General features: G+C 66.3%; 22 protein-coding genes and 1 other RNA gene. 15 read left to right on the top strand and 8 right to left on the bottom strand.

Annotation, left to right across the window (positions count from 1 at the left end; all coding sequences use genetic code 11):
* Positions 1-9: 9 nt before the first annotated feature.
* Together FWJ47_RS05725 and FWJ47_RS05720 are read left to right on the top strand one after the other, a co-directional pair.
* Positions 10-1,140 carry an agmatine deiminase family protein gene (locus tag FWJ47_RS05725; protein WP_147105341.1) on the top strand — a complete coding sequence of 377 codons (1,131 nt, stop codon included), beginning with the start codon at positions 10-12 and terminating at the stop codon, positions 1,138-1,140.
* Positions 1,137-2,876: an amidase gene (locus tag FWJ47_RS05720; RefSeq protein WP_147105338.1), complete on the top strand. Its 1,740-nt coding sequence runs from the start codon at positions 1,137-1,139 to the stop codon at positions 2,874-2,876. The genes FWJ47_RS05725 and FWJ47_RS05720 overlap by 4 nt, the downstream gene beginning before the upstream one ends.
* On the opposite strand, the gene FWJ47_RS05715 is transcribed toward FWJ47_RS05720, so the two are convergent.
* From FWJ47_RS05715 to FWJ47_RS05695, 6 genes are all read right to left on the bottom strand, one after another.
* Positions 2,825-4,471, bottom strand: a complete 1,647-nt coding sequence (locus FWJ47_RS05715; RefSeq protein WP_147105335.1) for an amidohydrolase — start codon at positions 4,469-4,471, stop codon at positions 2,825-2,827. The genes FWJ47_RS05720 and FWJ47_RS05715 overlap by 52 nt on opposite strands.
* A 216-nt stretch (positions 4,472-4,687) precedes the next feature.
* Positions 4,688-6,025, bottom strand: coding sequence for an NAD-dependent succinate-semialdehyde dehydrogenase (locus FWJ47_RS05710; RefSeq protein WP_246126174.1), 1,338 nt, complete (start codon positions 6,023-6,025; stop codon positions 4,688-4,690).
* A gap of 169 nt (positions 6,026-6,194) precedes the next feature.
* The gene (locus tag FWJ47_RS05705; protein ID WP_147105329.1) at positions 6,195-6,710 is read right to left on the bottom strand and encodes an Lrp/AsnC family transcriptional regulator; all 516 of its coding nucleotides are present in this window, start codon (positions 6,708-6,710) and stop codon (positions 6,195-6,197) included.
* Positions 6,711-7,059: 349 nt separating this feature from the next.
* Positions 7,060-7,134, bottom strand: a complete 75-nt coding sequence (locus FWJ47_RS12435) for a 50S ribosomal protein bL37 (protein ID WP_371708771.1) — start codon at positions 7,132-7,134, stop codon at positions 7,060-7,062.
* Between the two features lie 38 nt (positions 7,135-7,172).
* On the bottom strand, positions 7,173-7,487 hold the full coding sequence (gene rsrA, locus FWJ47_RS05700; protein ID WP_147105326.1) for a mycothiol system anti-sigma-R factor: 315 nt from the start codon (positions 7,485-7,487) through the stop codon (positions 7,173-7,175).
* Positions 7,487-8,212: a sigma-70 family RNA polymerase sigma factor gene (locus tag FWJ47_RS05695; protein ID WP_425465994.1), complete on the bottom strand. Its 726-nt coding sequence runs from the start codon at positions 8,210-8,212 to the stop codon at positions 7,487-7,489. The genes rsrA and FWJ47_RS05695 overlap by 1 nt, the downstream gene beginning before the upstream one ends.
* A 111-nt stretch (positions 8,213-8,323) precedes the next feature.
* On the opposite strand from FWJ47_RS05695, the gene FWJ47_RS05690 reads away from it, so the two are divergent.
* The 11 genes from FWJ47_RS05690 (at position 8,324) to ssrA (ending at position 17,018) form a co-directional block, all read left to right on the top strand.
* Positions 8,324-8,977 carry a DoxX family protein gene (locus FWJ47_RS05690; RefSeq protein ID WP_170228498.1) on the top strand — a complete coding sequence of 218 codons (654 nt, stop codon included), beginning with the start codon at positions 8,324-8,326 and terminating at the stop codon, positions 8,975-8,977.
* Positions 8,978-8,979: 2 nt separating this feature from the next.
* Positions 8,980-10,311, top strand: a complete 1,332-nt coding sequence (gene aroA / locus FWJ47_RS05685) for a 3-phosphoshikimate 1-carboxyvinyltransferase (protein ID WP_211358971.1) — start codon at positions 8,980-8,982, stop codon at positions 10,309-10,311.
* Positions 10,312-10,313: 2 nt separating this feature from the next.
* Positions 10,314-11,402 (top strand): ribosome small subunit-dependent GTPase A, encoded by a 1,089-nt coding sequence (gene rsgA, locus FWJ47_RS05680; protein ID WP_147105317.1) that lies wholly within the window; start codon positions 10,314-10,316, stop codon positions 11,400-11,402.
* Between the two features lie 113 nt (positions 11,403-11,515).
* The gene (gene hisN, locus FWJ47_RS05675) at positions 11,516-12,331 is read left to right on the top strand and encodes a histidinol-phosphatase (RefSeq protein ID WP_147105314.1); all 816 of its coding nucleotides are present in this window, start codon (positions 11,516-11,518) and stop codon (positions 12,329-12,331) included.
* A gap of 40 nt (positions 12,332-12,371) precedes the next feature.
* On the top strand, positions 12,372-13,313 hold the full coding sequence (locus FWJ47_RS05670; RefSeq protein WP_147105312.1) for a metal ABC transporter solute-binding protein, Zn/Mn family: 942 nt from the start codon (positions 12,372-12,374) through the stop codon (positions 13,311-13,313).
* Complete coding sequence (locus tag FWJ47_RS05665) at positions 13,310-14,095, top strand: metal ABC transporter ATP-binding protein (protein WP_147105309.1); 786 nt, start codon at positions 13,310-13,312, stop codon at positions 14,093-14,095. The genes FWJ47_RS05670 and FWJ47_RS05665 overlap by 4 nt, the downstream gene beginning before the upstream one ends.
* On the top strand, positions 14,092-14,973 hold the full coding sequence (locus FWJ47_RS05660; protein WP_147105305.1) for a metal ABC transporter permease: 882 nt from the start codon (positions 14,092-14,094) through the stop codon (positions 14,971-14,973). Before FWJ47_RS05665 ends, FWJ47_RS05660 begins: the two co-directional genes overlap by 4 nt.
* Before the next feature lie 10 nt (positions 14,974-14,983).
* Positions 14,984-15,682, top strand: coding sequence for a metal-dependent transcriptional regulator (locus tag FWJ47_RS05655; protein ID WP_147105302.1), 699 nt, complete (start codon positions 14,984-14,986; stop codon positions 15,680-15,682).
* Positions 15,679-16,197, top strand: a complete 519-nt coding sequence (locus FWJ47_RS05650; protein WP_147105298.1) for a fluoride efflux transporter FluC — start codon at positions 15,679-15,681, stop codon at positions 16,195-16,197. The genes FWJ47_RS05655 and FWJ47_RS05650 overlap by 4 nt, the downstream gene beginning before the upstream one ends.
* Positions 16,194-16,544, top strand: coding sequence for a CrcB family protein (locus FWJ47_RS05645; protein WP_147105295.1), 351 nt, complete (start codon positions 16,194-16,196; stop codon positions 16,542-16,544). Before FWJ47_RS05650 ends, FWJ47_RS05645 begins: the two co-directional genes overlap by 4 nt.
* Positions 16,545-16,642: 98 nt before the next feature.
* Positions 16,643-17,018: a transfer-messenger RNA gene (ssrA, locus tag FWJ47_RS05640) on the top strand.
* Positions 17,019-17,144: 126 nt separating this feature from the next.
* On the opposite strand, the gene FWJ47_RS05635 is transcribed toward ssrA, so the two are convergent.
* Positions 17,145-18,188 (bottom strand): NAD(P)-dependent alcohol dehydrogenase, encoded by a 1,044-nt coding sequence (locus FWJ47_RS05635; RefSeq protein WP_147105291.1) that lies wholly within the window; start codon positions 18,186-18,188, stop codon positions 17,145-17,147.
* A 156-nt stretch (positions 18,189-18,344) separates the two neighbouring features.
* Positions 18,345-19,379: a TerC/Alx family metal homeostasis membrane protein gene (locus FWJ47_RS05630; protein ID WP_147105286.1), complete on the bottom strand. Its 1,035-nt coding sequence runs from the start codon at positions 19,377-19,379 to the stop codon at positions 18,345-18,347.
* 221 nt (positions 19,380-19,600) lie between these two features.
* On the opposite strand from FWJ47_RS05630, the gene FWJ47_RS05625 reads away from it, so the two are divergent.
* A complete protein-coding gene (locus FWJ47_RS05625) occupies positions 19,601-20,761 on the top strand; it encodes an aldo/keto reductase (protein ID WP_246126172.1) in 1,161 nt (386 codons plus the stop codon).
* Positions 20,762-20,858: 97 nt separating this feature from the next.
* Positions 20,859-21,281: a DUF6480 family protein gene (locus tag FWJ47_RS05620; protein ID WP_147105282.1), complete on the top strand. Its 423-nt coding sequence runs from the start codon at positions 20,859-20,861 to the stop codon at positions 21,279-21,281.
* The last annotated feature ends 10 nt before the right edge of the window (positions 21,282-21,291 follow it).

Here is a 21,291-nt window from a genome sequence, read left to right as displayed (position 1 = left end):
AGGACAGCCATGAAGCACCAGCAGCACCTCTCTCACAGCAGGGCACCCGCATCAGCCGCCGTACGGATGCCCCCTGAATGGGCACCGCACGAGCGCACATGGATGGCGTTCCCACCGGCCAACGGCACGTTCGGTCCGCCCGGGAGCGAGTCGCTGGACCGTGCACGCCGCTCCTGGGCTGTGGTGGCCCGTACCGTCGCCGCCCACGAGCCGGTGCTTATGGCAGTTTCCCCAGAGGACCTCGATGAGGCGCGTGCGCTGCTCGGCGATGCCGTTTCCTTGCTGCCCATGGAGCTTGATGACGCCTGGATCAGGGACTCGGGTCTGACATTCGTGCACGACGGCGAGGGTCAGGTCCACGGTGTCGACTGGACCTTCAACGGCTGGGGCGCTCAGGAATGGGCGGCGTGGGACGCAGACCGCCAGGTGGGGCGGCGGATGGCTGAGCACCTGGCACTGCCCCGTCGGGAGAGCCGGCTGGTCAATGAAGGCGGTGGTTTCCACATCGACGCCTCAGGCACGGTGCTGCTGACCGAGACTGTTCAGCTCGACGAGGGACGCAACCCGGGGACGGCGAAGGATGAGGTGGAGTCCGAGATCCACCTCCAGCTGGGCACCAGGGATGCGATCTGGCTGCCTTATGGCCTCACGCGGGACTACGAGGAGTTCGGCACTCGAGGCCATGTAGACATCGTGGCCAGCTTCACCGAGTCCGGCGCGTTGCTGCTGCACCGGCAGGACAACCCCGAGCATCCGGACTACATCGTGACCCGCAGGCTCCGTGAGGTTCTGGAGAGCACTTTCGATGCCGCGGGCGAAGCGCTGAGAATCATTGACGTTCCAGCTCCGCAGTCGATCCGCGATGAGAACAACGAGCTCAACGACTGGTCCTATATCAATCACTACATCGTCAACGGTGCCGTGATCCTCTGCGCCTTCGATGACCCTCACGATGACATCGCCTCAGAGATCCTTGCGGAGGCGTATCCGGGGCGCCGCATCGAACAGGTCGACGCACGGGATATTTTCAGCTTCGGCGGCGGCATCCACTGCATTACGCAGCAGCAGCCGCGAGCCGTCAGCAGCGGGCTACCTCCCTATAGGGATCCTCATGACGCACTCTCCGGGGCCGAAGGATGAACGGTCCCTTCAACGTCGTCGAGGCGACGATTCCGCAGCTGCGCCGTGCTCTTGAGACAGGGGCCGCCACAAGCGAGGAACTGGTGCTCAGCTACCTGGACCGCATCGATGCCTACGATCGGTCCGGCCCTATGCTCAATTCGGTGATCGTGATGAATCCGCATGCTGTGGATGAGGCCCGTGCGTCTGACGAGCGTCGCGCCTGCGGCGCCGCCCTGGGCCCGCTGGACGGGATACCGTACACGGCCAAGGACAGCTACCTGGCAAGGGGACTGACAGTCGCTGCGGGCTCGCCAGCATTCAAGCATCTTGTGGCCCAGCGCGACTCCTTCACCGTCGGGCGCCTGCGGGAGAGCGGCGCGGTGCTGCTCGGCCTCACAAACATGCCCCCTATGGCTGACGGAGGCATGCAGCGCGGCGTCTATGGTCGATCAGAGAGCCCGTACAGCGGTGACTACCTGACTTCGGCCTTCGGCTCCGGCTCCTCCAACGGTTCCGGAACCGCGACGGCGGCCAGTTTCGCCGCCTTTGGGCTGGCAGAGGAGACCTGGTCCTCGGGCAGGGCTCCGGCTTCGAACAATGCTCTGTGCGCCTATACGCCTTCCTGGGGATTGCTCTCCATCCGAGGTAACTGGCCGCTGGTGCCCACGATGGACGTGGTCGTGCCTCACACGCGCAGCATGATTGACATGCTTGAGCTGCTCGAAATCATCATGGTCGAGGACCCTGAGGCTCGGGGTGATTTTTGGCGCAGTCAGCCGTGGGTTGAGCTGCCCTCCATCAGCGAGGTTCGGCCGGAGTCGTTCCTCCGCCTTGAGGCAGGAACAGCGGAGGAGACCCGTCGGCGGCTCGGGGGCCTGAGGATCGGGGCACCAGCGATGTATCTCGGTGAGGATCCGGAGTCAGGTTCGGGTGAGGATCGGGGCATCGGGGGCTCGACGGGACAGCCGATCAGGCCACGCCCCAGCATTTTGGAACTCTGGGAGCGGGCACGCGAGTCCCTGGAATCCTATGGTGCTCATGTGCAGGTCACAGACCTGCCGGCGGTCACCAATTATGAGGGTGACCGCCCGAACGCCCCGACCGTGTTCACCCGCGGGCTGGTGAGTGCTGAATTCCTGGAGTATGAGGCGCGTGAGCTCAGCGCCTGGGCCTGGGACGACTTCCTCCGGGCAAACGCTGATCCTCAGCTGGATCGGCTGGAGGCGGTGGACGGCGCACTGATATTCCCCCACGAGACGGGAACACTGCCTGACCGCGCCGAGGGGTTCTCCGACATCTCCGCCTATCCGGAGGTCATGAGGGGCGCGAAGTTCACCTCTTTCACGGAGATTCCATGCATGGAAGAGGGACTCCGGGGGCTTGAGGCCACACGGAGGACGGACTTCGAGGACTGGTTGGACAGCTTGGAACTGGATGTCGTTGCCTTCCCCGCAGTGGCTGACGTGGCGCCCGCCGATGCAGATGTGAACGTGGAATCTGCGGATATCGCGTGGCAGAACGGCGTCTGGGTGGCCAACGGAAACCTGGTGTGGCGCCATCTGGGAGTTCCCACGGTGACAGTACCTATGGGCACTATGCCGGACACGGGGATGCCCGTAGGCCTTACCCTTGCAGGAAGGGCCTACGACGATGTGCGGCTGCTGGAGATCGCGGCAGCATTCGAAGCGACAGGACGACGTCGTCAGGCGCCTCCACGCACGCCGCCGCTATGGAGCTCCTCGCCGAGCACATAGGTGCTCCGCACCTGCGTCTCCAGCAGTTCCTGCGGTTCGGCTGTGAGGGGGTCGATGTCAAGCACGATGAAGTTGGCGTGCATTCCACTCCGGATGGCACCGCTGGTGCCCTCCATCTCGCCGGCATAAGCTCCGCCTGAGGTCAGCGCTGCCAGAGCTTCGGCGGGGCTGAAAGCACGTTCCGGGTGGTATGGGGGCAGAGACGGGACGAGGGAGGAACCTCCCGTCAGGGCGATATAGAGATTCGGAAGCGGCTCGTGAGGAGCCGTCGGCGCATCGCTGCCCAGGGTGATGGGTATCCCGGCTTCCCGGATCCTCCTCCAGGGAAAACCCTGCTCCTGACGTTCGTCGCCGAGCACCGATACCCAGTTGTCCAAGATCGCGGGATCGCAGTGAACCGGCTGCATCGAGGCCGTCGCACCGACCGCGGCAATGCGGCTGATGGTTTCGTCGGTGACTGATTCGAGGTGTTCTATCCGGTGGCGCCGAGGCCGTGGGGCGTTCACGCGGAGACAGTGCTCAAGTATCTCCAGAGCGATTTCACTGGTGCGATCGCCGATGGCATGCATGGCGATCTGCAAACCTGCTGCGTCGGCGGATTCGGCGACGGGTCGGATCCGGTCGGCGCTCCAGATCGGAGCGCAGTTCGTACCGTTGGCATAGGGGGCTCGCATCGTCGCCGTGCAGGCGTCGATCACCCCATCCATGATGAACTTGACCCCGGCGATGCGAAACCATCTGGAGCCCGATCCGGCGGCGGTGCGTTGACGAAGGTCGACGATGCTGTCAATCCCGGCCAGGTCGTCCTGGACGCTGTTTGTGGGTTCAAGCAGCATATGCCCAGTGATGGGGAAAGGCAGGCGTCCATCGCGGGCGATGAGCGTCTGAACAGCTGTCACATCGGCCTCAGTCAGCGCCATGTCCGTGGCACCGGTGACACCGGACTCAAGGTACGCCTGAAAAGCTCGCTCCAGAAAACGAACATGATCTTCCGGGGCAGCGGAATTCTCCAGAAAAGTGCGTGCGTACTGTCTTCCCGCCGTCTCGTAGAGCATGCCTGTGGCCTGGCCCTTGGCATCACGAGCGATCTTTCCTCCGAGCGGGTCCGGAGAATGCTCGTCGATGCCCATCTCGGCGAGCGCAGCAGAATTCACCCATACGGAATGCAGGTCGTTTGCGTCGAGGTAGACCGGAACGTCAGGCAGAACCGCATCAATCATGGAAGCCGTAGGATGCTGCTCACCTACAGCATCGAAGAGCCAGCCTGCGCCGAGGATTCGGGGAGCATCTGGGTTCTTCCGGCGGGCGTCCGCCAACCGCCGCAGAATCTCGTCCAGGTCACCGCAGTCACGCAATTGGACCTTGCCCAGCGCCTCACCAAAGGTGGTCAGATGAGTGTGGGAGTCGATGAACCCCGGTGATACGAATCGTCCGCCGAGATCGACCTCGATGGCTTCCGCTCCAGCGTGGGACCGGACTTCTTCGTACGGTCCGACAGCACCGAAGACGCCGTCGGTCACTGCGAATGCCTCAGCGGTACGTCTCTCAGGGTCAGCAGTGAAGACTTTGGCATGGTGGTAGATCGTTGTGGACATCGAGACGGCATCTCCTGCGGGAGTTCGTGATGATGAGTATGGGCGAATGCCTGAGCGAACGGTCATCGCGGCTGACGGACCGGCGCAGGGCGAGAGAGAAGGACATAGGTTCCTGAGGCGACGACCAATCCGGCCGGTATCGACAGGTCCAGGCCGGTGAGGTCTGAGACGGGGCCTATGTAGACCTCGGTGTTGATGCACACGGCCGATGCGGCTTCAGGGCTTGGAGAGGTGCATCAGCCGTTTGTTGGTGAACTCGTCAATGCCGAGCGGCCCGAGTTCACGGCCGTACCCGGAACGTTTGATGCCGCCGAAAGGCATGTCAGCGGCTTCTGGGGGCTGTGCATTCGCACCTACCATTCCCGCTTGGAGCTTCTCCGCAAACTGTGCTGCACGGCCTGGTTCGGTGGCGTACACCGCGGCACCGAGGCCATAGACAGTGTCGTTGGCCACCTGCAGCGCTTCTTCCTCGGACGAGACTCGGTAGACCACCGCGGCCGGGCCGAAGAGCTCCTCTCGGTATGCACGGGCGTCCTGTGTGACCCCAGTCAGCACAGCAGGTGAGACATAGAACCCTGAGGTATCCAGGCGGACACCGCCGGTGTGCAGCGTGGCGCCCGCGGCGACTGCGTCCTCAATCTGGGAGACGATCTTTTGGGCAGCAGCCTCCGATGAGAGCGGCCCATAGGTGCCGTCTTTCCCTTCTGCCGGGTCGCCGGGTGTCAGGGCCTCAGCCTGCTTGACGAGTTCTGCGACGAACTCGTCAAAAATGTCGTCCATGACGACCATCCGCTTATTGGAGTTGCAGGCCTGGCCCGTGTTCTCCAGACGGATATCCAGAGCCTGCTTCGCCTGGGCGGCGACATCGGATGCGGATAGGACCACGTAGGGATCCGAGCCGCCGAGTTCGAGCACGACTTTCTTCAGGTGGCGCCCGGCCTGCTCGGCGATGATTCCGCCGGCCCGTTCGGAGCCGGTCAGTGAGACGCCCTGGATGAAGGGGCTGGCGATCATGGTCGACACGTGCTCGTGGGTGGCGAAGATGGTCTGGAAGACCCCAGGCGGAACGCCGGCTTCGTCCATCAACGATTGGATCGCCAGTGCTGCCTCCGGGCAGATCTCGGCGTGCTTGAGAAGGACCGTGTTGCCGGCCACCAAGTTGGGGGCGGCAAAACGGGCCACCTGATAGTAGGGGTAGTTCCACGGCATGATTCCCAGGAGCGGGCCTATGGGGCGTCGCTGGAGCGTGGAGAGGGCTTCGTCGTCCTCGGAAAGTATCTGATCAGCCAGCTGCTCTGGTCCTGCAGAGGCGTAGTACCCAAAAATATCGCCGCAGAAATCAGCTTCTTCACGCATCTCGCCGATCGGCTTGCCCATTTCACGAGTGGCGATCTCGGCGAGCTCTGCTGCCTTGACGGTGAAGAGCTCGGAGACGCGCTGAACTATTCCCGCACGCTCCCCCACTGACCGTGCGCTCCATTCGGCGAATGCCTGCTGGGAGCGCTGCAGAACGTCCTCTGTCTCGGCATCGGTGGCGACCGGGTACTCGTTCATAAGTTCGCCTGTGGCGGGGTTCGTAGTGCGAAATGGCATATGCGTCATCTTGGAATCTCCTCTGCTCTGTGCCCGGCAGCCCAGCCGCTTCGCCTGGCCTGGTGGCAGATCATGCGAGCGTCGCCCCGGACAATGACGGGCGCAGCTGGAACGTGTGTGAGAGCGGGGTTCATCGCGTCCCCCAGTCGTATTCCTGTTTCCTCAGAGACAGATAGGTCAGCGTCTCGGTTTCTCGGACGCCTTCGGTCTGCCGGATCTTGGTCAGCACCTTCAGCAGATGGTCATCGTCCTCGCAGACCAGTTCGACGATGACGTCCCACCAGCCAGAGGTGACCACGCAGTAGTCCACCTCAGGAATCTCCGCCAGCCGGTCTGCTGTTCCGACGAGGTCGCTGCCGGTCCTGACATGCACCATGGCTTGGCGGGGAAAACCCACTTGCAAAGGATTCGTGACCGCGACAATTTGGACCACCTGGTCCTGGAGCAGGCGCGACATACGCTGCCGGACCGCAGCCTCGGAAAGACCGACCGCCCGTGCGATGGCCGAATAGGACCGGCGCCCATCCTGCTGCAGCTGCTCGATGATCCGCTTTGACTTCTCGTCCAACGAAGGAGTGGAGCCGAGGGCAGCTGGTGCGGTCTGCCCGGCCTCCGTCTCGCGCTGCGCCGGGGAATGATCGCCCATTCTTCTCCTCCGCCCTTCCAAGGTTCACGATGACTTCAGTCACATGATTGCGACATGGGTCACAAAAGACCCGATGCGGATACTGTGCGTGAGCATCTCGTGTCTGTCAAGATACAATAAGACGATTTCAGTCTTGTTAACGACTTATATATACGAATTAAGGTACCAAATTGGAAATTTTGTGCTGATTTCGCGATTTCCCCACGGCGCCTCGAATGAGGGGTTTTGGAGGTGCATGGATCCGCATCCGGCACTCGTCAGTCCTGAGCCGGCCAGGAGACGCCGCACCTCGGCATGAGAAGAGCCCCGCAGGAATGATTCCTGCGGGGCTCTCTCTTTGGCTTATCGCTCAGGTGTTCGGCCGCTTGCCGTTGTTGGCGTTCTTCTTGCGGCGGTCCCGGCGCTTACGTCCGCGCTTGCTCATAGCAGACCTCCTTCAGTAGACAACCGCACCATAGTATCTCAGTGGCCGCTGTCAGTCCTGATCGTGCTGATGCGCTCCAGGATAGTGACCTTCAGGGTCTCTGGGGCCTGTTCGGTGCAGCAGCGGCGCACAGTGTCCCGGATGACGCACTCGAGGTCGTAGTTGGAGGCGCACTGCGGGCAGTCCTCCAGGTGGGCGCGGACCTCGCGGATGTCATCGTAGGAGAGGGCGCCGTCGAGGTACTCGTAAATGCGCTGGAGTCGCTGCTGGGCCTCGTCGTCGTCGCAGTTGAGGCAGTCGGTGATGGCCTCCGCGGCGCGGGCTGCCTGCTCAGGGCTGATCTTCTCACTCATCACTTTCCCTCCCCACGGTTGAATCCGCGCTCACGGGCGTAGTCGGCCAGCAGGCTCCGCAGCAGCTTGCGCCCGCGGTGCAGCCGGGACATGACCGTGCCGATGGGGATATCCATGATCTGGGCAATCTCTTTGTAGGCGAAGCCCTCCACATCAGAGAAGTAGACCGCCAGACGGAACTCCTCGGGGATCTGCTGGAGGGCCTCCTTCACATCACTGTCCGGAAGATGGTCGAGGGCCTCGGCCTCGGCGGAGCGCAGCCCGGAGCTGGTGTGCTCGGCGGCCTGCGCCATCTGCCAGTCCTCGACAGTGTCCGTGTTGGCCTGGTGGGGCTGGCGCTGCCTCTTCCGGTAGATGTTGATGTACGTATTGGTCAGGATCCGGTACAGCCAGGCCTTCAGGTTGGTGCCGGGCTTGTACTGGTGGAACGCCGAATAGGCCTTGGTGTAGGCCTCCTGGACAAGATCCTCGGCGTCCTGGGGGTTGCGGGTCATCCGCATGGCCGCCGAGTAGAGCTGGTCCACGTACTGCATGGCGTCACGCTCGAACCTGGCCTGGCGTGCGAGGGCGGTCTCGGCGGATACGTCGAGCTCCGCCTCAGCGGGCGGCTCGGCGTCCGCGGGCGCGGTCCGGGTGTCGGCGGCGTCGGCGTTCGGCTCACTCATCATCAGCGAGTCTACTGGCCCCGGCACACCGCCAGGCTTCTCCAAGGTGGCCACTGTCATATGGAGGACAACGACACCGCCTCACATGTCATTCCTGTGCGGTTATGGGTAGATTGGGGGCGGAGTCGGACAGATCACATACTGTCGCCGCCGAATTCGAGGAGGATCCCGATGTCCCTGGTCCGCAAAGCTGCCCGCCCTCTGCTGGGCGCGGTCTTCATCGCCAACGGCGTCGACCGTCTGCGCAACGCGGAGGAGGCGGCCGAGCAGCTGCAGCCCACCGCTGACGAGATCGCCTCGATGGTCCCGCAGACTGGGGCTGTTGCGCAGAACCCGAAGCTGACCAATTACGTGCTCGCCGGTGTGGAGGTCACGGCCGGCGCTGCCCTGTCGATCGGCAAGCTGCCGCGGCTGTCCGCCCTGGTGCTGGCGGGTGTGCACACCCTGGAGTCCTGCGTCGAGTACCGGACCGCGCCTCTGGAGACTCCTGAGGATGTCACCGCGCAGCGGAAGTCCCTGCTGAAGAACCTGGGCATCCTGGGCGGCCTGGGCCTGGCCGCTGCGGACTTGGCCGGCAAGCCCTCCCTGACCTGGCGTGCTGAGCACATCGCCAAGACCGCCAAGAAGAAGGGGGCGAACTTCGGCGAGAGGACCATCCAGCGGGCCGAGGATCTGGGCGACGACGCCGCCAAGCAGCTGAAGTCCCTTGAGAAGGACGCCAAGAAGCAGTTCAAGGCTGCCGAGAAGAAGGCCTCCAAGACCGCCCAGTCGGTTGCCAAGGAGGCCGAGAAGGCGAAGAACAGGACCAAGAAGAAGGTCTCCTGAATTTGAGCTCACCCGTTTCTGCACCGGTGCCCTGGTCCGCCCCACGGACCGGGGCACCGGTGTGTGGGCAGGTCTCTGTCCCGGCGTCGAAGTCGCTGACCAACCGGTTTCTGCTGCTCGCCGGCCTGGGCACTGGACCGGCCACTGTGGTGAACCCGCTGCGCTCACGGGATTCGGAGCTGATGCTCTCGGCGCTGCAGGCACTGGGCGCCGAGGTCGAATGGCTACCGGATGCTGAGGGCGAGGAGGCCGTTCAGGTCTCTCCCATCATGGTGGGGGCAGACGACGCCGGGGCTCCGCTTGAGGTGCACTGCGGCCTGGCGGGCACGGTGATGCGTTTCGTTCCGGCCGCAGCGGCGCTGACGGGCCGATCAGTGCGGTTCGACGGGGATCCGGAGGCTCTCGTCCGCCCGATGGGCGCAGTGCTCGACGGCCTGCGCGCCCTCGGCGCGGAGATCGAGGAGCACGGTGAGCCGGGGTTCCTGCCGTTCACCGTGCGCTCCCCCGCTGGTGAGATCACCGGAGGGGAGGTGACGATTGACGCCTCTTCCTCCAGCCAGTTCGTCTCCGGCCTGCTGCTGGCGGCCCCTCGCTTCCGCGAGGGCCTGACTCTGCACCATTCCGGCACCCAGGTTCCCTCCCTGGAGCACGTGGAGATGACGCTGAAGGCTCTCGAGGAGCTGGGGGTCGTCGTATCCTCTCCCTCCCCATACGCCTGGCGGGTGGAGCCGGGGGCGATCCCGCCGTTCACCGCCCGGATGGAGCCGGACCTCTCGAACGCTGGCCCGTTCCTCTGCGCGGCGGCGGTGTCCGGCGGCGAGGTCTCGATGCCGGGCTGGCCGCTGGAGTCCACCCAGATCGGTCGCCGCTGGCCGCAGCTGCTGCGAGACTTCGGCTGCCGTGCCGAACTGACCCCCACCTCGGAGACAACCGGCACGCTGACCGTCCGCGGCCCTGAGACGCTGGTCTCCCCCGGCGTCGTCGACGGCACCGCGGAGCTGACTCCCACGGTGGCGGCGCTGGCAGCCGCCGCGGAGGGCGAGACGAAGTTCACCTCCGTCCAGCACCTTCGCGGCCATGAGACGGACCGGATCGCCGCTCTGGTCGCTGAGATCCGTCGGCTGGGCGGCGCGGCCCAGGAGACGGCCGACGGGTTCCGGGTCACCTCCCCGGTGCGGCATGGGGGCCTGGTGCACGCCTACGCAGACCACCGGATGGCGACCTTCGGAGCGGTGCTCGGCCTGGTGGTGGACGGCGTGCAGGTCGACGACATCGCCGCGACCTCCAAGACAATGCCTGACTTCCCCGACCGCTGGACCGCGCTGATCTCCTGAGTATGGGCAAATGGGACAGCTGGGACGAGTCGCGGGCGCGGGTCCGACCCAACAAGAAGGGGTCGCGGCCTCGCACCAAGGACGCCCCCGACCATAAGGACGCGGAGCCGGGCCGAGTGGTCCAGGTGGACCGCGGCCGGTACACCGTCTCCATGCTCGACGACGGCCGTCCGGTCACGGCGATGCGGGCCAAGGCGATGCGCCGCTCGCCCGATGGTCGCACGCCGGTGGTGGCCGGAGACGTCGTCGGGCTGGTGGGCGACACCTCCGGCGACGAGGGGACCCTGGCACGCCTGGTGCGGATCGAGGAGCGGTCCTCGCTGCTGCTCCGTTCCGCCGACGACACCGACGACGCTGAGCGGGTCATCGTCGCCAACGCCGACCAGCTGCTGATCGTGGTGGCCGCCGCGAACCCGCAGCCGCGCACGGGGTTCATCGACCGGGCACTGGTGGCGGCCTTCGACGCGGAGATCAGGCCGATCCTGCTCATCACCAAGGCGGATCTGGCCGAGGACGCAGAGGATCCCGCCCGGCTGGTGAGCCACTACGCCGAGCTGAATCTTGAGATCGTCATCTCCGCAAGGGCCGGGGGCGAGGACGGCGCCGCGGGGCTGGAGCCTGCCGCCGTCGCACGCCTGCGGGACCTGCTCACCGGACACCTGACCGCACTGATCGGCCACTCCGGGGTGGGCAAGTCCACGATGGTCAACGAGCTGACGGGGGCTGACCGCGCCACCGGCGGAGTGAACGCGGTGACCGGCCGCGGACGGCACACGTCCTCCTCGGCCGTGGCCCTGACCATGGAGCCCGCGGGCCTGGTCATCGACACTCCGGGGGTGCGCAGCTTCGGGCTGGCGCATGTGGACCCGGATGACGTGCTCGCCGCCTTCGAGGACCTCGTGGAGGGCTCGGCCGACTGCGAGCCCGGCTGCGCCCACGAATCCCCCTCCGGCGGCTGCGCCCTCGACGCCTACGTCGAGGCCGGGCATGCCGGAGAGCACGGTCTCGCCCGCCTCGACAGCCTCCGCAGTCTGCTCGCCTCGCTGGCCGGCGCCGAGGACGGGCCGGACGAGAAGCGCCTGGGCGCCTGACCGCCTGCCCTTTTCTCTCCTTTCGGCGGCCGTTGGTGCGCTCTGCGCCGCGAATCGCCTGCCGGAATCGCCAAATCTGACCACTCAACGGTGTGTGGACGTAGCCTGAACGCATGAGCATCGCCTCCAGCCCGTACACCGAGGATCTGCACCTGGCGCACCTGATCGCCGATTCCGTGGACTCCCAGAACATGTCTTACTTCAAATCCTTGGACTTCGAGGTGGAGACCAAGCCGGACCTCACCCCTGTCACGGTGGCCGACCGGCAGGCTGAGGAGCTGATCCGCGGGCAGCTCAGCCGGGTGCGCGGGCGTGACGCGATCTATGGGGAGGAGTACGGCGAATCCGGCTCCGGGCCCCGGCGCTGGATCCTCGACCCGATCGACGGCACCAAGAACTTCATCCGCGGGGTGCCCGTCTGGGCGACCCTGATCGCTCTGGTGGAGCACGGCGAGCCGGTCGTCGGCGTCGTCTCCGCCCCGGCCCTGGGCCGCCGCTGGTGGGCTGCCAAGGACGGGGGCGCCTACACCGGCAAGTCGCTGACCCAGGCCAAGCGGCTCAGCGTCTCCAAAGTCTCCGACGTCCAGGACGCCTCGTTCTCCTACTCGTCCTTGGACGGGTGGCGCGATCTGGGCCGTTCGCGGAACTTCCTGGAGTTCACCGAGACGGTGTGGCGGACCCGCGCCTATGGGGACTTCTGGTCCTACTGCCTCGTGGCTGAGGGGGCGGTGGACATCGCCGCTGAGCCCGAGCTGGAGCTCTACGACATGGCTGCCCTGGTGCCGATCGTCACCGAAGCCGGGGGACGCTTCACCTCCCTGGACGGCGAGCCGGGCTGCAGCGGCGCGAACGCCCTGGCCACCAACGGCCTGCTCCACGATGCCGCGCTCTCAGCCTTGGCCTCGGACGCCGCGAGTCCCATCGCCTGAGCGCTCGACTTTTAGGGGCACCTAAACTAAAGTTTTCGGCATGCCTAATACTCCCTGGTCAATGCGGGCTGCCTCTGCCGCTCTGATCGCGCCTGCCCTGACGCTCACCGCCTGCGCCGATGCCGACGATGACGCCGCCGATTCCGACATCCCGCTGGTGCTCACCACCTTCAGCGTGCTTCAGGACCTCACCGCCCAGGTCGGCGGAGATGCGGTGCAGGTCGACACCATCGCGCCGGTGGGCGCGGAGGTCCACGAGTACGACCCCACCCCGGCGGATGTCGCCGCCGCCACCGACGCGGAGCTGGTCATCGAGAACGGACTCGGGCTGGAGGAATGGTTCGAGCAGTTCATCGCCCAGGGCGACGCAGCCGTGGTCACCGCCTCTGAGGGCGTAGAGGCCCGCCCCATCACCCGGGTCCCCGGCCACCCGGATGACCAGGGCGACGCCGCGGAGATGCCCACCGATCCGCACGCCTGGCTCTCCCCGGAGAAGGCGCTGACCTACGTGGACAACATCGAGGCGGGGCTGGCGGAGCTCTCCCCGGAGGACGCGGAGCTGTTCGCCGAGAACGCGGACGCGCTGCGCGAGCAGCTTGAGCAGCTCTCCGCGGAGGGGCAGGAGCGGGCCGCCGCCGTGGACGGCGAGGTGTACGTGGTCTCGTGCGAGGGCGCCTTCAGCTACCTGGCCGCGGACCTGGGCCTCACTGAGCACTACCTCTGGCCGCTCAACGCAGAGGATGAGGGCTCCCCGCATCAGGTGGAGGCGCAGATCGAATTCGTCGAGGAGCATGAGGTCGAGACGATCTTCTGCGAGTCCACGGTCAACGAGGGCCCGCAGCAGCAGGTCGCGGAGGTCACCGGCGCGCAGCTCGGCGATACCCTCTACGTCGACTCCCTCTCCGAGCAGGACGGCCCGGTTCCTTCCTACGCAGACCTGCTGGAGCACAACATCGACACCCTTCTGGAGGCCGCTGAATGACGCACCCCCCTGCCGCGGAGCCGATGCCCGCCGCCGTGGATTCGCTGACGGCCGGGTACCCGGGCGTCACCGCGCTGGAGGAGGTCTCCTTCGAGCTCCTGCCAGGGCGGATCACCGCACTGCTGGGCGCGAACGGCTCCGGGAAGTCGACCCTCTTCGGAAGCCTGCTGGGGCTGGTGACGCCGAGCGACGGCGAGGTGCTCCTCTTCGGCGAGCGCCCGACGTCGGCCCGGAAGCACAACCGGGTCAGCTACGTGCCGCAGCAGGAAGCCATCGACACCACCTTTCCGATCACCGTGGAGGAGGTCGTGATGCAGGGGCGCTACAGCAGGCAGGGCGTGACCAGGCGGCCCTCGGCGGAGGACCGCGAAGCTGTGGCCCGCGCCCTGGAGGACGTGCAGCTGACTGACTTTCGGCAGCGCGGCGTGGGACAGCTCTCCGGGGGGCAGCGCAAGCGCGCTTTCGTCGCCCGGGCGTTGGCGCAGGCGGCTCCGCTGATGCTGCTGGACGAGCCCTTCGCGGGGGTGGATCGCAGCTCCGAAGAGCTGATCACCGCGGTGCTGCACGGCCTGCGCGACTCCGGATCCGCGGTGCTGATCTCCACCCATCACTTGGAGGGCGTCCACCAGCTCGCAGATGAGGTGCTGCTGCTGCACCGTCGCCTGCTTGCCTCCGGAACTCCCGCGCAGGTGCTCACCGAGGCGAACCTGGCCCGGGCCTTCGGCGCCGCGCTGGGCGGCAGCACGGAGAACGGCGACGACGCTGAGGAGGCAGCCGAATGATCGATGCTGTGCTCACACCATTGCAGTACCCGTTCATGCAGAACGCGCTGATGGTCGCGATCATCGCCTGCGCGGTGTGCGGGATGCTCTCGGCCTGGCTGGTGCTGATGGGCTGGTCACTGATGGGCGAGGCGGTGGCGAACTCGCTCCTGCCCGGGGTGGTGGTCGCGTTCATCCTCGGCATCCCTCTGGGCGTGGGGGCGTTCGTGTTCGGGCTGCTGGCGGTGGCGCTGATCGGCGGGCTGGGGCGCACCACCCGGCTGAAGCGGGACACCACCATCGGAGTCGTCTTCACCTCCCTGTTCGCCACGGGGCTGGTGCTGATCTCGACGGTGACGACGTCGACCCACCTGCAGCACATCCTGTTCGGCAACGTGCTGGGCACCTCCCGCGCAGACCTTTACCAGGTGGCGGCATTGGGCGCACTGTCTGCGCTGGTGCTGCTGGTCAAGCGCCGGGACTTCACCCTGGTGGCCTTCGACCCCACCTACGCCCGCACCATCGGCCTGCCGGTGAGCGTGCTGACCGGGACCCTGCTGGTGCTGCTGGCGCTCACGACGGTCACCGCACTGCAGACCCTGGGCGTGATCCTGGTGGTCGCGGTCCTGGTGATTCCGGGAGCCACCGGCTTCCTGGTGGCCAAGCGCTTCACCAGCATGCTGATGATCTCCACCGCGGTGGGCGCGATCGCCGCGGTGATTGGCGTCTACGTCAGCTACTGGCTCGATGTCTCCACTGGGGGGTCCATCGTGCTGGCCGCCAGTGCTCAGTTCGTGCTGGCCCTGGCGGTCAGCAGAGGACGTTCGCCTCTCGGCCGGCTGCTGAGCCGCCGGCCTGCACGCCTGGGGCACCCGCCGCAGGCTCAGGGCTCCGAGTAGAATCCCACACATGCCGCGCACCTCCGCCCAGGGCCAGTCCACGCACGCCCCCGCCGCCACCACCAGTGTGGAGGACTACGCGAAGACTATCTATGGGATCGCCGAGTGGGAGGGCGCGGATGTCACCGCGAGCGCGCTTGCGAAGAAGCTCGGGGTCTCGAACCCGTCGGTGACCCTGATGATCAAGAAGATGGCGGAGCTGGGCCTGGTGGACCATCAGCCCTACGCACCCATTCGTCTCACCCCTGAAGGGCGCCGGCTGGCGCTGGCGATGGTCCGCCGGCACCGGCTGATCGAGACGTGGCTGGTCAACGAGCTCGGCTACGGCTGGGACGAGGTGCACGATGAGGCTGAGCGTCTGGAGCACGCCGTCTCTGAGGTCTTTGTGGACCGGTTGGACAGGCGGCTGGGGCGCCCCGCCTCAGACCCGCACGGCGACCCGATCCCTGCCAAGGACCTGACCATGCACTACCCGGAGACCACCCGGCTCTGCCAGCTCCCCGGCCCTGCGGAGGCGGTGGTGGAGCAGGTCGACGATGCGGTCCCGGAGGCGCTGCGGGTCCTCGCCGAGCAGCAGGTCACCATCGGCTCCTCCGTGCGGGTGCTGGAGGCTCGCGACGGCGACGTCGTGCTTGCCGGCGCTGGGCGTGAGGATTTCGCGGTCCCCCACGATGTGGCGCATGCGGTGCGGGTGAGCACCGCCTCATGATGCGCGGGGCGGGACTGGTTGCTGCCGTGGCTGCGGCGGGGGCGGCGGGCGCCCTGCTGCGGCTGGCGGCCGGGCAGATCCTCGACGAGGAGAGCATGCGCTTCCCCTGGACTACTTTCGCGATCAACATTGCTGGCTCGGGCCTGCTCGGAATACTGGTGGGCACGGTGCGTGCGCGCCGGGCCGCTGACTGGGTGATGCCGGTGCTGGGCACGGGCCTGCTGGGCTCCTTCACCACACTGTCCGCGGTGATGCTGGCGGCGGCGCCGTCGCTGCTGGGCGACCCGTCCCTGGGAGCTGGACAGATCTCTCCCCCGGGCGCCCCGGAGATGCTCGCCTATCTTCTGATTTCGATCCTGTTCGGCACCGCCGCGGCTGGCTTCGGCATCACTTTGGGCGGGGCCGTCTTCGGCTGTACGGCGATGGACTGCGAGGATCAGCCAGAGGCTGCTGCGAGTGACCCCGCCTGGCCGGAGGCGCTGGACACCGGCTCCCTGCCGGAGGTGAAGGGATGAGCGGCGTCGTCGTGCTCGGGGTGGCTGCCGGCGGAGCTGTCGGCGCGGTGTCACGCTACCTGCTGGACCGGTTTCTGCCCGGCGGTCTGCTGGCAGCCAACGTGCTGGGCTGCTTCGGGCTGGGGCTGCTGTACGGACTGCTGGTCTCAGCGGCAGGACCTGGGCAGCCGACGACGACGATCCTCGCCGCGGGCCTGCTGGGTGCTCTGACCACGTTCGCGACGGTGTCGCTGCGCTCAGCCCAGCTCTGGTTGGACGGGAGCCGCTGGGCCGCCGCCGGCCTCTGGCTGGCCCACGCAGGAGCAGGGTTCGCAGCAGCAGCCGCCGGTTTGCTGCTCACCGCATAGCCAGCGTTGCCGGGGCCGGGAATGTTGCGGCACGGCAGGTGGTTGTTCTATGGTGATGGACCCCGCAGATGCGGGGACTGAGTTTGATAACTCCATAAGGGGACGATCGGTTTCGACGATCTGAGTTGAGCATGGGGAAGCGTGTCGTGGATGCCAGGTGACCACGTTAAAACCGCTTGTGCACCCCAATAAGTGCCGAATCTAAGCGCACTGACTTCGCCCTCGCTGCCTGATAGCAGCGACCGCGAGTCTGTCAGCCTGAGTTTGCTGTCGACTCAGTGTCTGGCATCAGCTAGATAGCCACTGGGATGAGGACCTGGCCGCAGGGTCCGATTCCGACAATTCATGCGGCTGGACCTGCTCAGGCGCTCGTCAGTGTGACGCCTGAGGTCGAGATGCGATGAGCTGACTACACACGTAGAAGCCCATGCAAATCCAGATCGGACGCGGGTTCGATTCCCGCCGTCTCCACCCCAAAGCCTCCAGGGCGCCGGAAAGGCCGAGCAGCTTATGATGCTGCTCGGCCTTTCTGCGTCTGCAGGTCACAAAAATGTGAGTGCCTGCCCCGACGTCGCAGCGGCGGAGCCTGCAGCCGAGAATCTAGGGCACGATCACCGCACGTCCGCGCAGTTCGCCGTCGTGCAGCTTGCGGTAGGCCTCGGGGCCCTCGTCGAGGCTGAACTGCTCAGTGTCCACGGTGAGCTGCCCGCTCCGGGCCAGTTCGATCACTTCCATCAGCTCCGGCCGGGACCCCCAGTAGGGGGCACGCACGGTGGAGCCGAAAGGCTGTCCGAGCAGGCCTACCGGCCGGGACACCGCGCCAGCGCCCACCAGCACTATGTCCGTGCGAGGACCGCTCATCGCATCGATGATCTTCATGACAGCATCGTTGGTCACAAAATCGAACACGGCCGTCACCGGCTCGGAGCTGGCCTCCCGGCGCAGCGCGTCAGCGGCGCCGACGTCGGACAGGTAGGCGTAGTGCGCACCCACCTCGCGAGCAAACTCCAGCTTGCTCTCACTGATGTCCAGCGCCACCACAGTGGCAGAGGTCAGGCGGCGCAGCAGCTGCACGGCGATGTGCCCTAGGCCGCCCACCCCGATGACCACCGCGACGCTTCCCGGAACCAGCAGGTCCAATGAGCCTTTGATGGCGTGATAAGGAGTGAGCCCAGCATCGGTCAGCGCCACGCTCTGGACGGGGTCCAGGTCCCCCAGCGGCAGCAGCAGCCGGGTGTCGGAGACAATCATGTACTCCGCCATCGCACCGTCGGCGCCCAGGCCCGGGGGCACAATGCCCATCTCCGCGGCATGCGGGCAGTAGTTCTCGAGGCCCTGGGAGCAGGAATGGCAGCGGCCGCAGCCATGCGGCCCATATACCGCCACGGCCTCACCGATCTCCACGCCGGTGGTGCCCTCGCCCAGAGCATCCACCACGCCCACTCCCTCATGGCCCAGAGTCATCGGCAGCGGGTACCCGAATGTCTCGTACTCCTTCTCGGAGAGGCTCATCACGAAGCTGTCCGAATGGCAGGCCCCGGCGGCAGTGACCCGCAGGCGCACCTCTCCGGGACCCGGCTCAGGCGTGGGCACCTCCCGGATTTCCGGGGCTCGGCCGACAGTGACGTACTGGAGTGCTTTCATGAACGTGTCTCCTCGAGCTAATGGCCTGCTGCGCCCATCACAGGCAGCACGCAGGCACGTCCGCATCAGAACTCTGTGCCTATTCCATTCTGCCACCGTCCCTCTTGAGGCCGAAGAGCTGGGACGGAAGACCCGGATCGCCGAGCTGGTCTCCTCTCATTCCTTCGTGATCTCAGCCAGACTCCCCGCACCCTCCGGCGCCCCTGTTCGGCGCTGGCCCCTCCTGCGCGTCAGCATCAGCGAGGCGACCACCGTCACCGCCAGGACGCCGAGGATCACCAGCAGCGACGTCGTCGTGCTCACCTGCGGCACGGGGACCGGCTGGCCTGCATTGATGAAGGGCAGGCTGTTCTCCCCCAAAGCGTGGAGAATCAGCTTCGCGCCGATGAAGCCCAGAATGACGGTCAGCCCGTAGGAGAGGAAGACCAGGCGCCGGACCAGGCCATCGATGAGGAAGTACAGCTGGCGCAGCCCCATCAGTGAGAACGCAGTGGCAGCGAAGACGATGAAGGGCTCCTGGGTCAGCCCGTAGATGGCGGGAATGGAGTCCAGGGCAAAGAGAAGGTCCGTTCCGCCGATGGCCAGCATGACGAGCAGCATCGGGGTCGCCACGCGCCTGCCGTTCGTCCACGTCGTCAGACGATGATCGTCATAGTGCTCCACCATGGGCACCAGGCGCCGCAGGACTCGCACCACCCCGCTCTCGCCCTGATCACCGCCCCGTGGCGCTCCGGCCAGCTCCCGGCGCAGCATATTGGCTGCCGTGAGCACCAAGAGGGCGCCGAAGACATAGAAGGCCCCGCTGAAAGCCTCGATCAGGCCTGCGCCCAGCAGGATGAACACAGTCCGGACCACCATGGCCAGCGCAATGCCGAAGAGCAGCACCCGCTGCTGGAGCCGCCGGGGAACGCCGAAGCTCGAAATGATCACCAAGAACACGAACAGGTTGTCCACGGACAAGGCCTTCTCCGTGATGTAGCCCGCATAGTAGGTGACGGTCGCCTCGGGTCCGAGAAAAGGGAGCAGAACCGCTCCGAAGGCGACTCCCAGACCGATGTACCCGCCGCTCCACAGCGCAGCCTCCCGCAGACTCGGCTCATGATCGTGACGAACATGGGCGAAGAAGTCGAAAAGCAGCAGCGCAGCAACTGCAGCGAAGGTGAGAAGCCATACCCATACGGGGATGTCCATGGCGGGGAGTCCTTTCGAGCTCACGACGAAACGATGATCGTCGCGAGTCTCTCCGCCGAGCAGGCCGCAGCCGTACCGGCCGCTGCGTCCGGCGGATGAATGGCATCCGCGTGCTGGCGTCCGCAGCGCTTCAGGGATACTCCCTCGCTGGCCTGAGTATACTCCCTCCCCCCGCCGAGACTTCTGTGACCGACGCTGGAGCTTCTTCCCAGGGTCCGGGTGTGGAGTGGTGGACTGACAGCGAAGGCACCGATGCGCACCAGGAGGAGCACATGACCGCCCTCGAACCCTTCTACCGCCCTCTCTCCCCCACGTGCGGGCTGCGTGTCAGCCCACTTGCCCTGGGCACCCTGACATTCGGCCGCGGCGAAGAGCTCACCCACATGGGCGACCTCGACGCCGACGGGGCAGCCCGGCAGCTGAACCGGGCCCGCGACGCCGGAATCAACCTCATCGACACGGCCAACCTCTACGGCGCCGGGGTGGCCGAGGAGGTGGTCGGAGGCGCCCTGCAGAAGCTGGAGAGCCCGGAGGACTTCCTCCTCACCACTAAGGGCCGCATGGTGATCGGCGACGAGCCCAACGGCGGAGGCGCCTCCCGCTGGCATCTCCGCCGCGAAGTCCAGCGATCCCTGCGGCGCCTGGGGCGGGACCACATCGACCTCTACTACCTGCACCACTGGGACGGTGAGACTCCGCTCGAAGAGACCCTCGAAACAATGGACGCCCTGGTCCGAGAAGGCACCATCCGGTACTACGGGGTCTCCAACTACACCGGCTGGCAGCTGCAGAAGGCCCTGCGGGTCTGCGAGGCCAACGGGTTCGTGAAGCCCGTCTCCCAGCAGATCCACTACTCCCCCTACGCCCGGGAGGCCGAGTACGAGATGATTCCCTCCGGGCTCGACTCCGGGATCTCCTCCCAGCCCTGGTCGCCGCTGGGCATGGGTCTGCTCACCGGCAAGTACCGCCGTGGTCAGCAGCCCGAGTCCCCTGCCCGCATGAAGGACGGGCCCGGCGTGGAGATGCGGATCAGCGACTGGGAGAGGCTCTACGACGTCGTGGACGTGCTCGACGCCGTCGCCCAGCGCCGCGGCGCCACGATCCCGCAGGTGATCCTCGCGTGGCTGCTCGGGCGGCCCGGTGTGCACAACGTGGCCGTCGCTGCCCGGAATACGGATCAGCTGGAGGACCTCCTCGGCTGCTCCGAGGTGGAGCTCACGGAGGAGGACGCCCGCGAGATCGACGACGCCGGGCGCCCAGGCCTGGCCTACCCGTTCTGGCACCAGGCCGACATGGCTTCCGAGCGGCTGGACACCGCGTCGGCCTCCATTGTGGAGACCCAGCAGCGCACCATCGACGAACTGTTCGGCCAGCCACGGTGAGATTCACACCCCGCGTGGAGGATCTGTCGACCTGACCTGGAGTTTCCTGCACTTACCCTGGGGCCACGCGAACTATGACGAAGAGGTGAGCCGAGCAATGAGCACGAACCCTCAGAACACGCCTGAGCACCAGCAGGGCACGGACCCCGCAGCCCCCGGCGGCCCCATCCCCGCGGACACGCAGGACGACGGCGGCCGCCGCACCGAGAACCCCGCACCTGCCCCGCAGGAGACCGCCGCTGAGGCTGGCCGGAGCGGCCCCAGCGGGGAGCGCTACGGCCGGAACGACACTGCCCGCAACCCCAACGCTGACCCGGATCCGGCCGCTGAGCCTGTCACGGAGACCAGCCCGGCTCCCGGCGAGACGCCCCCGGAGTCGAACTCCGCCACCGCAACTCCCCCGAACCAGGCGCCGTCTCAGCCGCCCAAGTCCAATACCGTCCTGGTCGGCGCGATCGTCGCGATCGTCGTGCTGGTGCTGTTCTTCTTCATCGCCTACATCGTCGGCCTGATCGGCTGACCGAGAGGCA

This window comes from Nesterenkonia populi (assembly GCF_007994735.1).
Taxonomy (GTDB): domain Bacteria; phylum Actinomycetota; class Actinomycetes; order Actinomycetales; family Micrococcaceae; genus Nesterenkonia; species Nesterenkonia populi.
Note: the sequence above shows the minus strand (reverse complement) of the source record. Positions and strands in the feature narration are given on the sequence as shown.

Excerpts from the sequence above, each read along its gene's own strand:
- FWJ47_RS05695 (WP_425465994.1), bottom strand. The coding sequence starts at position 8,212 with ATGACAGTGGCCACCTTGGAGAAGCCTGGCGGTGTGCCGGGGCCAGTA.
- FWJ47_RS05620 (WP_147105282.1), top strand. The coding sequence starts at position 20,859 with ATGAGCACGAACCCTCAGAACACGCCTGAGCACCAGCAGGGCACGGAC.
- FWJ47_RS05630 (WP_147105286.1), bottom strand. The coding sequence starts at position 19,379 with ATGGACATCCCCGTATGGGTATGGCTTCTCACCTTCGCTGCAGTTGCT.
- FWJ47_RS05655 (WP_147105302.1), top strand. The coding sequence starts at position 14,984 with ATGCCGCGCACCTCCGCCCAGGGCCAGTCCACGCACGCCCCCGCCGCC.
- FWJ47_RS05665 (WP_147105309.1), top strand. The coding sequence starts at position 13,310 with ATGACGCACCCCCCTGCCGCGGAGCCGATGCCCGCCGCCGTGGATTCG.
- FWJ47_RS05660 (WP_147105305.1), top strand. The coding sequence starts at position 14,092 with ATGATCGATGCTGTGCTCACACCATTGCAGTACCCGTTCATGCAGAAC.
- hisN (WP_147105314.1), top strand. The coding sequence starts at position 11,516 with ATGAGCATCGCCTCCAGCCCGTACACCGAGGATCTGCACCTGGCGCAC.
- rsgA (WP_147105317.1), top strand. The coding sequence starts at position 10,314 with ATGGGCAAATGGGACAGCTGGGACGAGTCGCGGGCGCGGGTCCGACCC.
- FWJ47_RS05720 (WP_147105338.1), top strand. The coding sequence starts at position 1,137 with ATGAACGGTCCCTTCAACGTCGTCGAGGCGACGATTCCGCAGCTGCGC.
- FWJ47_RS05690 (WP_170228498.1), top strand. The coding sequence starts at position 8,324 with ATGTCCCTGGTCCGCAAAGCTGCCCGCCCTCTGCTGGGCGCGGTCTTC.
- FWJ47_RS05670 (WP_147105312.1), top strand. The coding sequence starts at position 12,372 with ATGCCTAATACTCCCTGGTCAATGCGGGCTGCCTCTGCCGCTCTGATC.
- FWJ47_RS05710 (WP_246126174.1), bottom strand. The coding sequence starts at position 6,025 with ATGAACGAGTACCCGGTCGCCACCGATGCCGAGACAGAGGACGTTCTG.
- FWJ47_RS05635 (WP_147105291.1), bottom strand. The coding sequence starts at position 18,188 with ATGAAAGCACTCCAGTACGTCACTGTCGGCCGAGCCCCGGAAATCCGG.
- FWJ47_RS05650 (WP_147105298.1), top strand. The coding sequence starts at position 15,679 with ATGATGCGCGGGGCGGGACTGGTTGCTGCCGTGGCTGCGGCGGGGGCG.
- FWJ47_RS05705 (WP_147105329.1), bottom strand. The coding sequence starts at position 6,710 with ATGGGCGATCATTCCCCGGCGCAGCGCGAGACGGAGGCCGGGCAGACC.
- FWJ47_RS05715 (WP_147105335.1), bottom strand. The coding sequence starts at position 4,471 with ATGTCCACAACGATCTACCACCATGCCAAAGTCTTCACTGCTGACCCT.
- rsrA (WP_147105326.1), bottom strand. The coding sequence starts at position 7,487 with ATGAGTGAGAAGATCAGCCCTGAGCAGGCAGCCCGCGCCGCGGAGGCC.
- FWJ47_RS05645 (WP_147105295.1), top strand. The coding sequence starts at position 16,194 with ATGAGCGGCGTCGTCGTGCTCGGGGTGGCTGCCGGCGGAGCTGTCGGC.
- FWJ47_RS05725 (WP_147105341.1), top strand. The coding sequence starts at position 10 with ATGAAGCACCAGCAGCACCTCTCTCACAGCAGGGCACCCGCATCAGCC.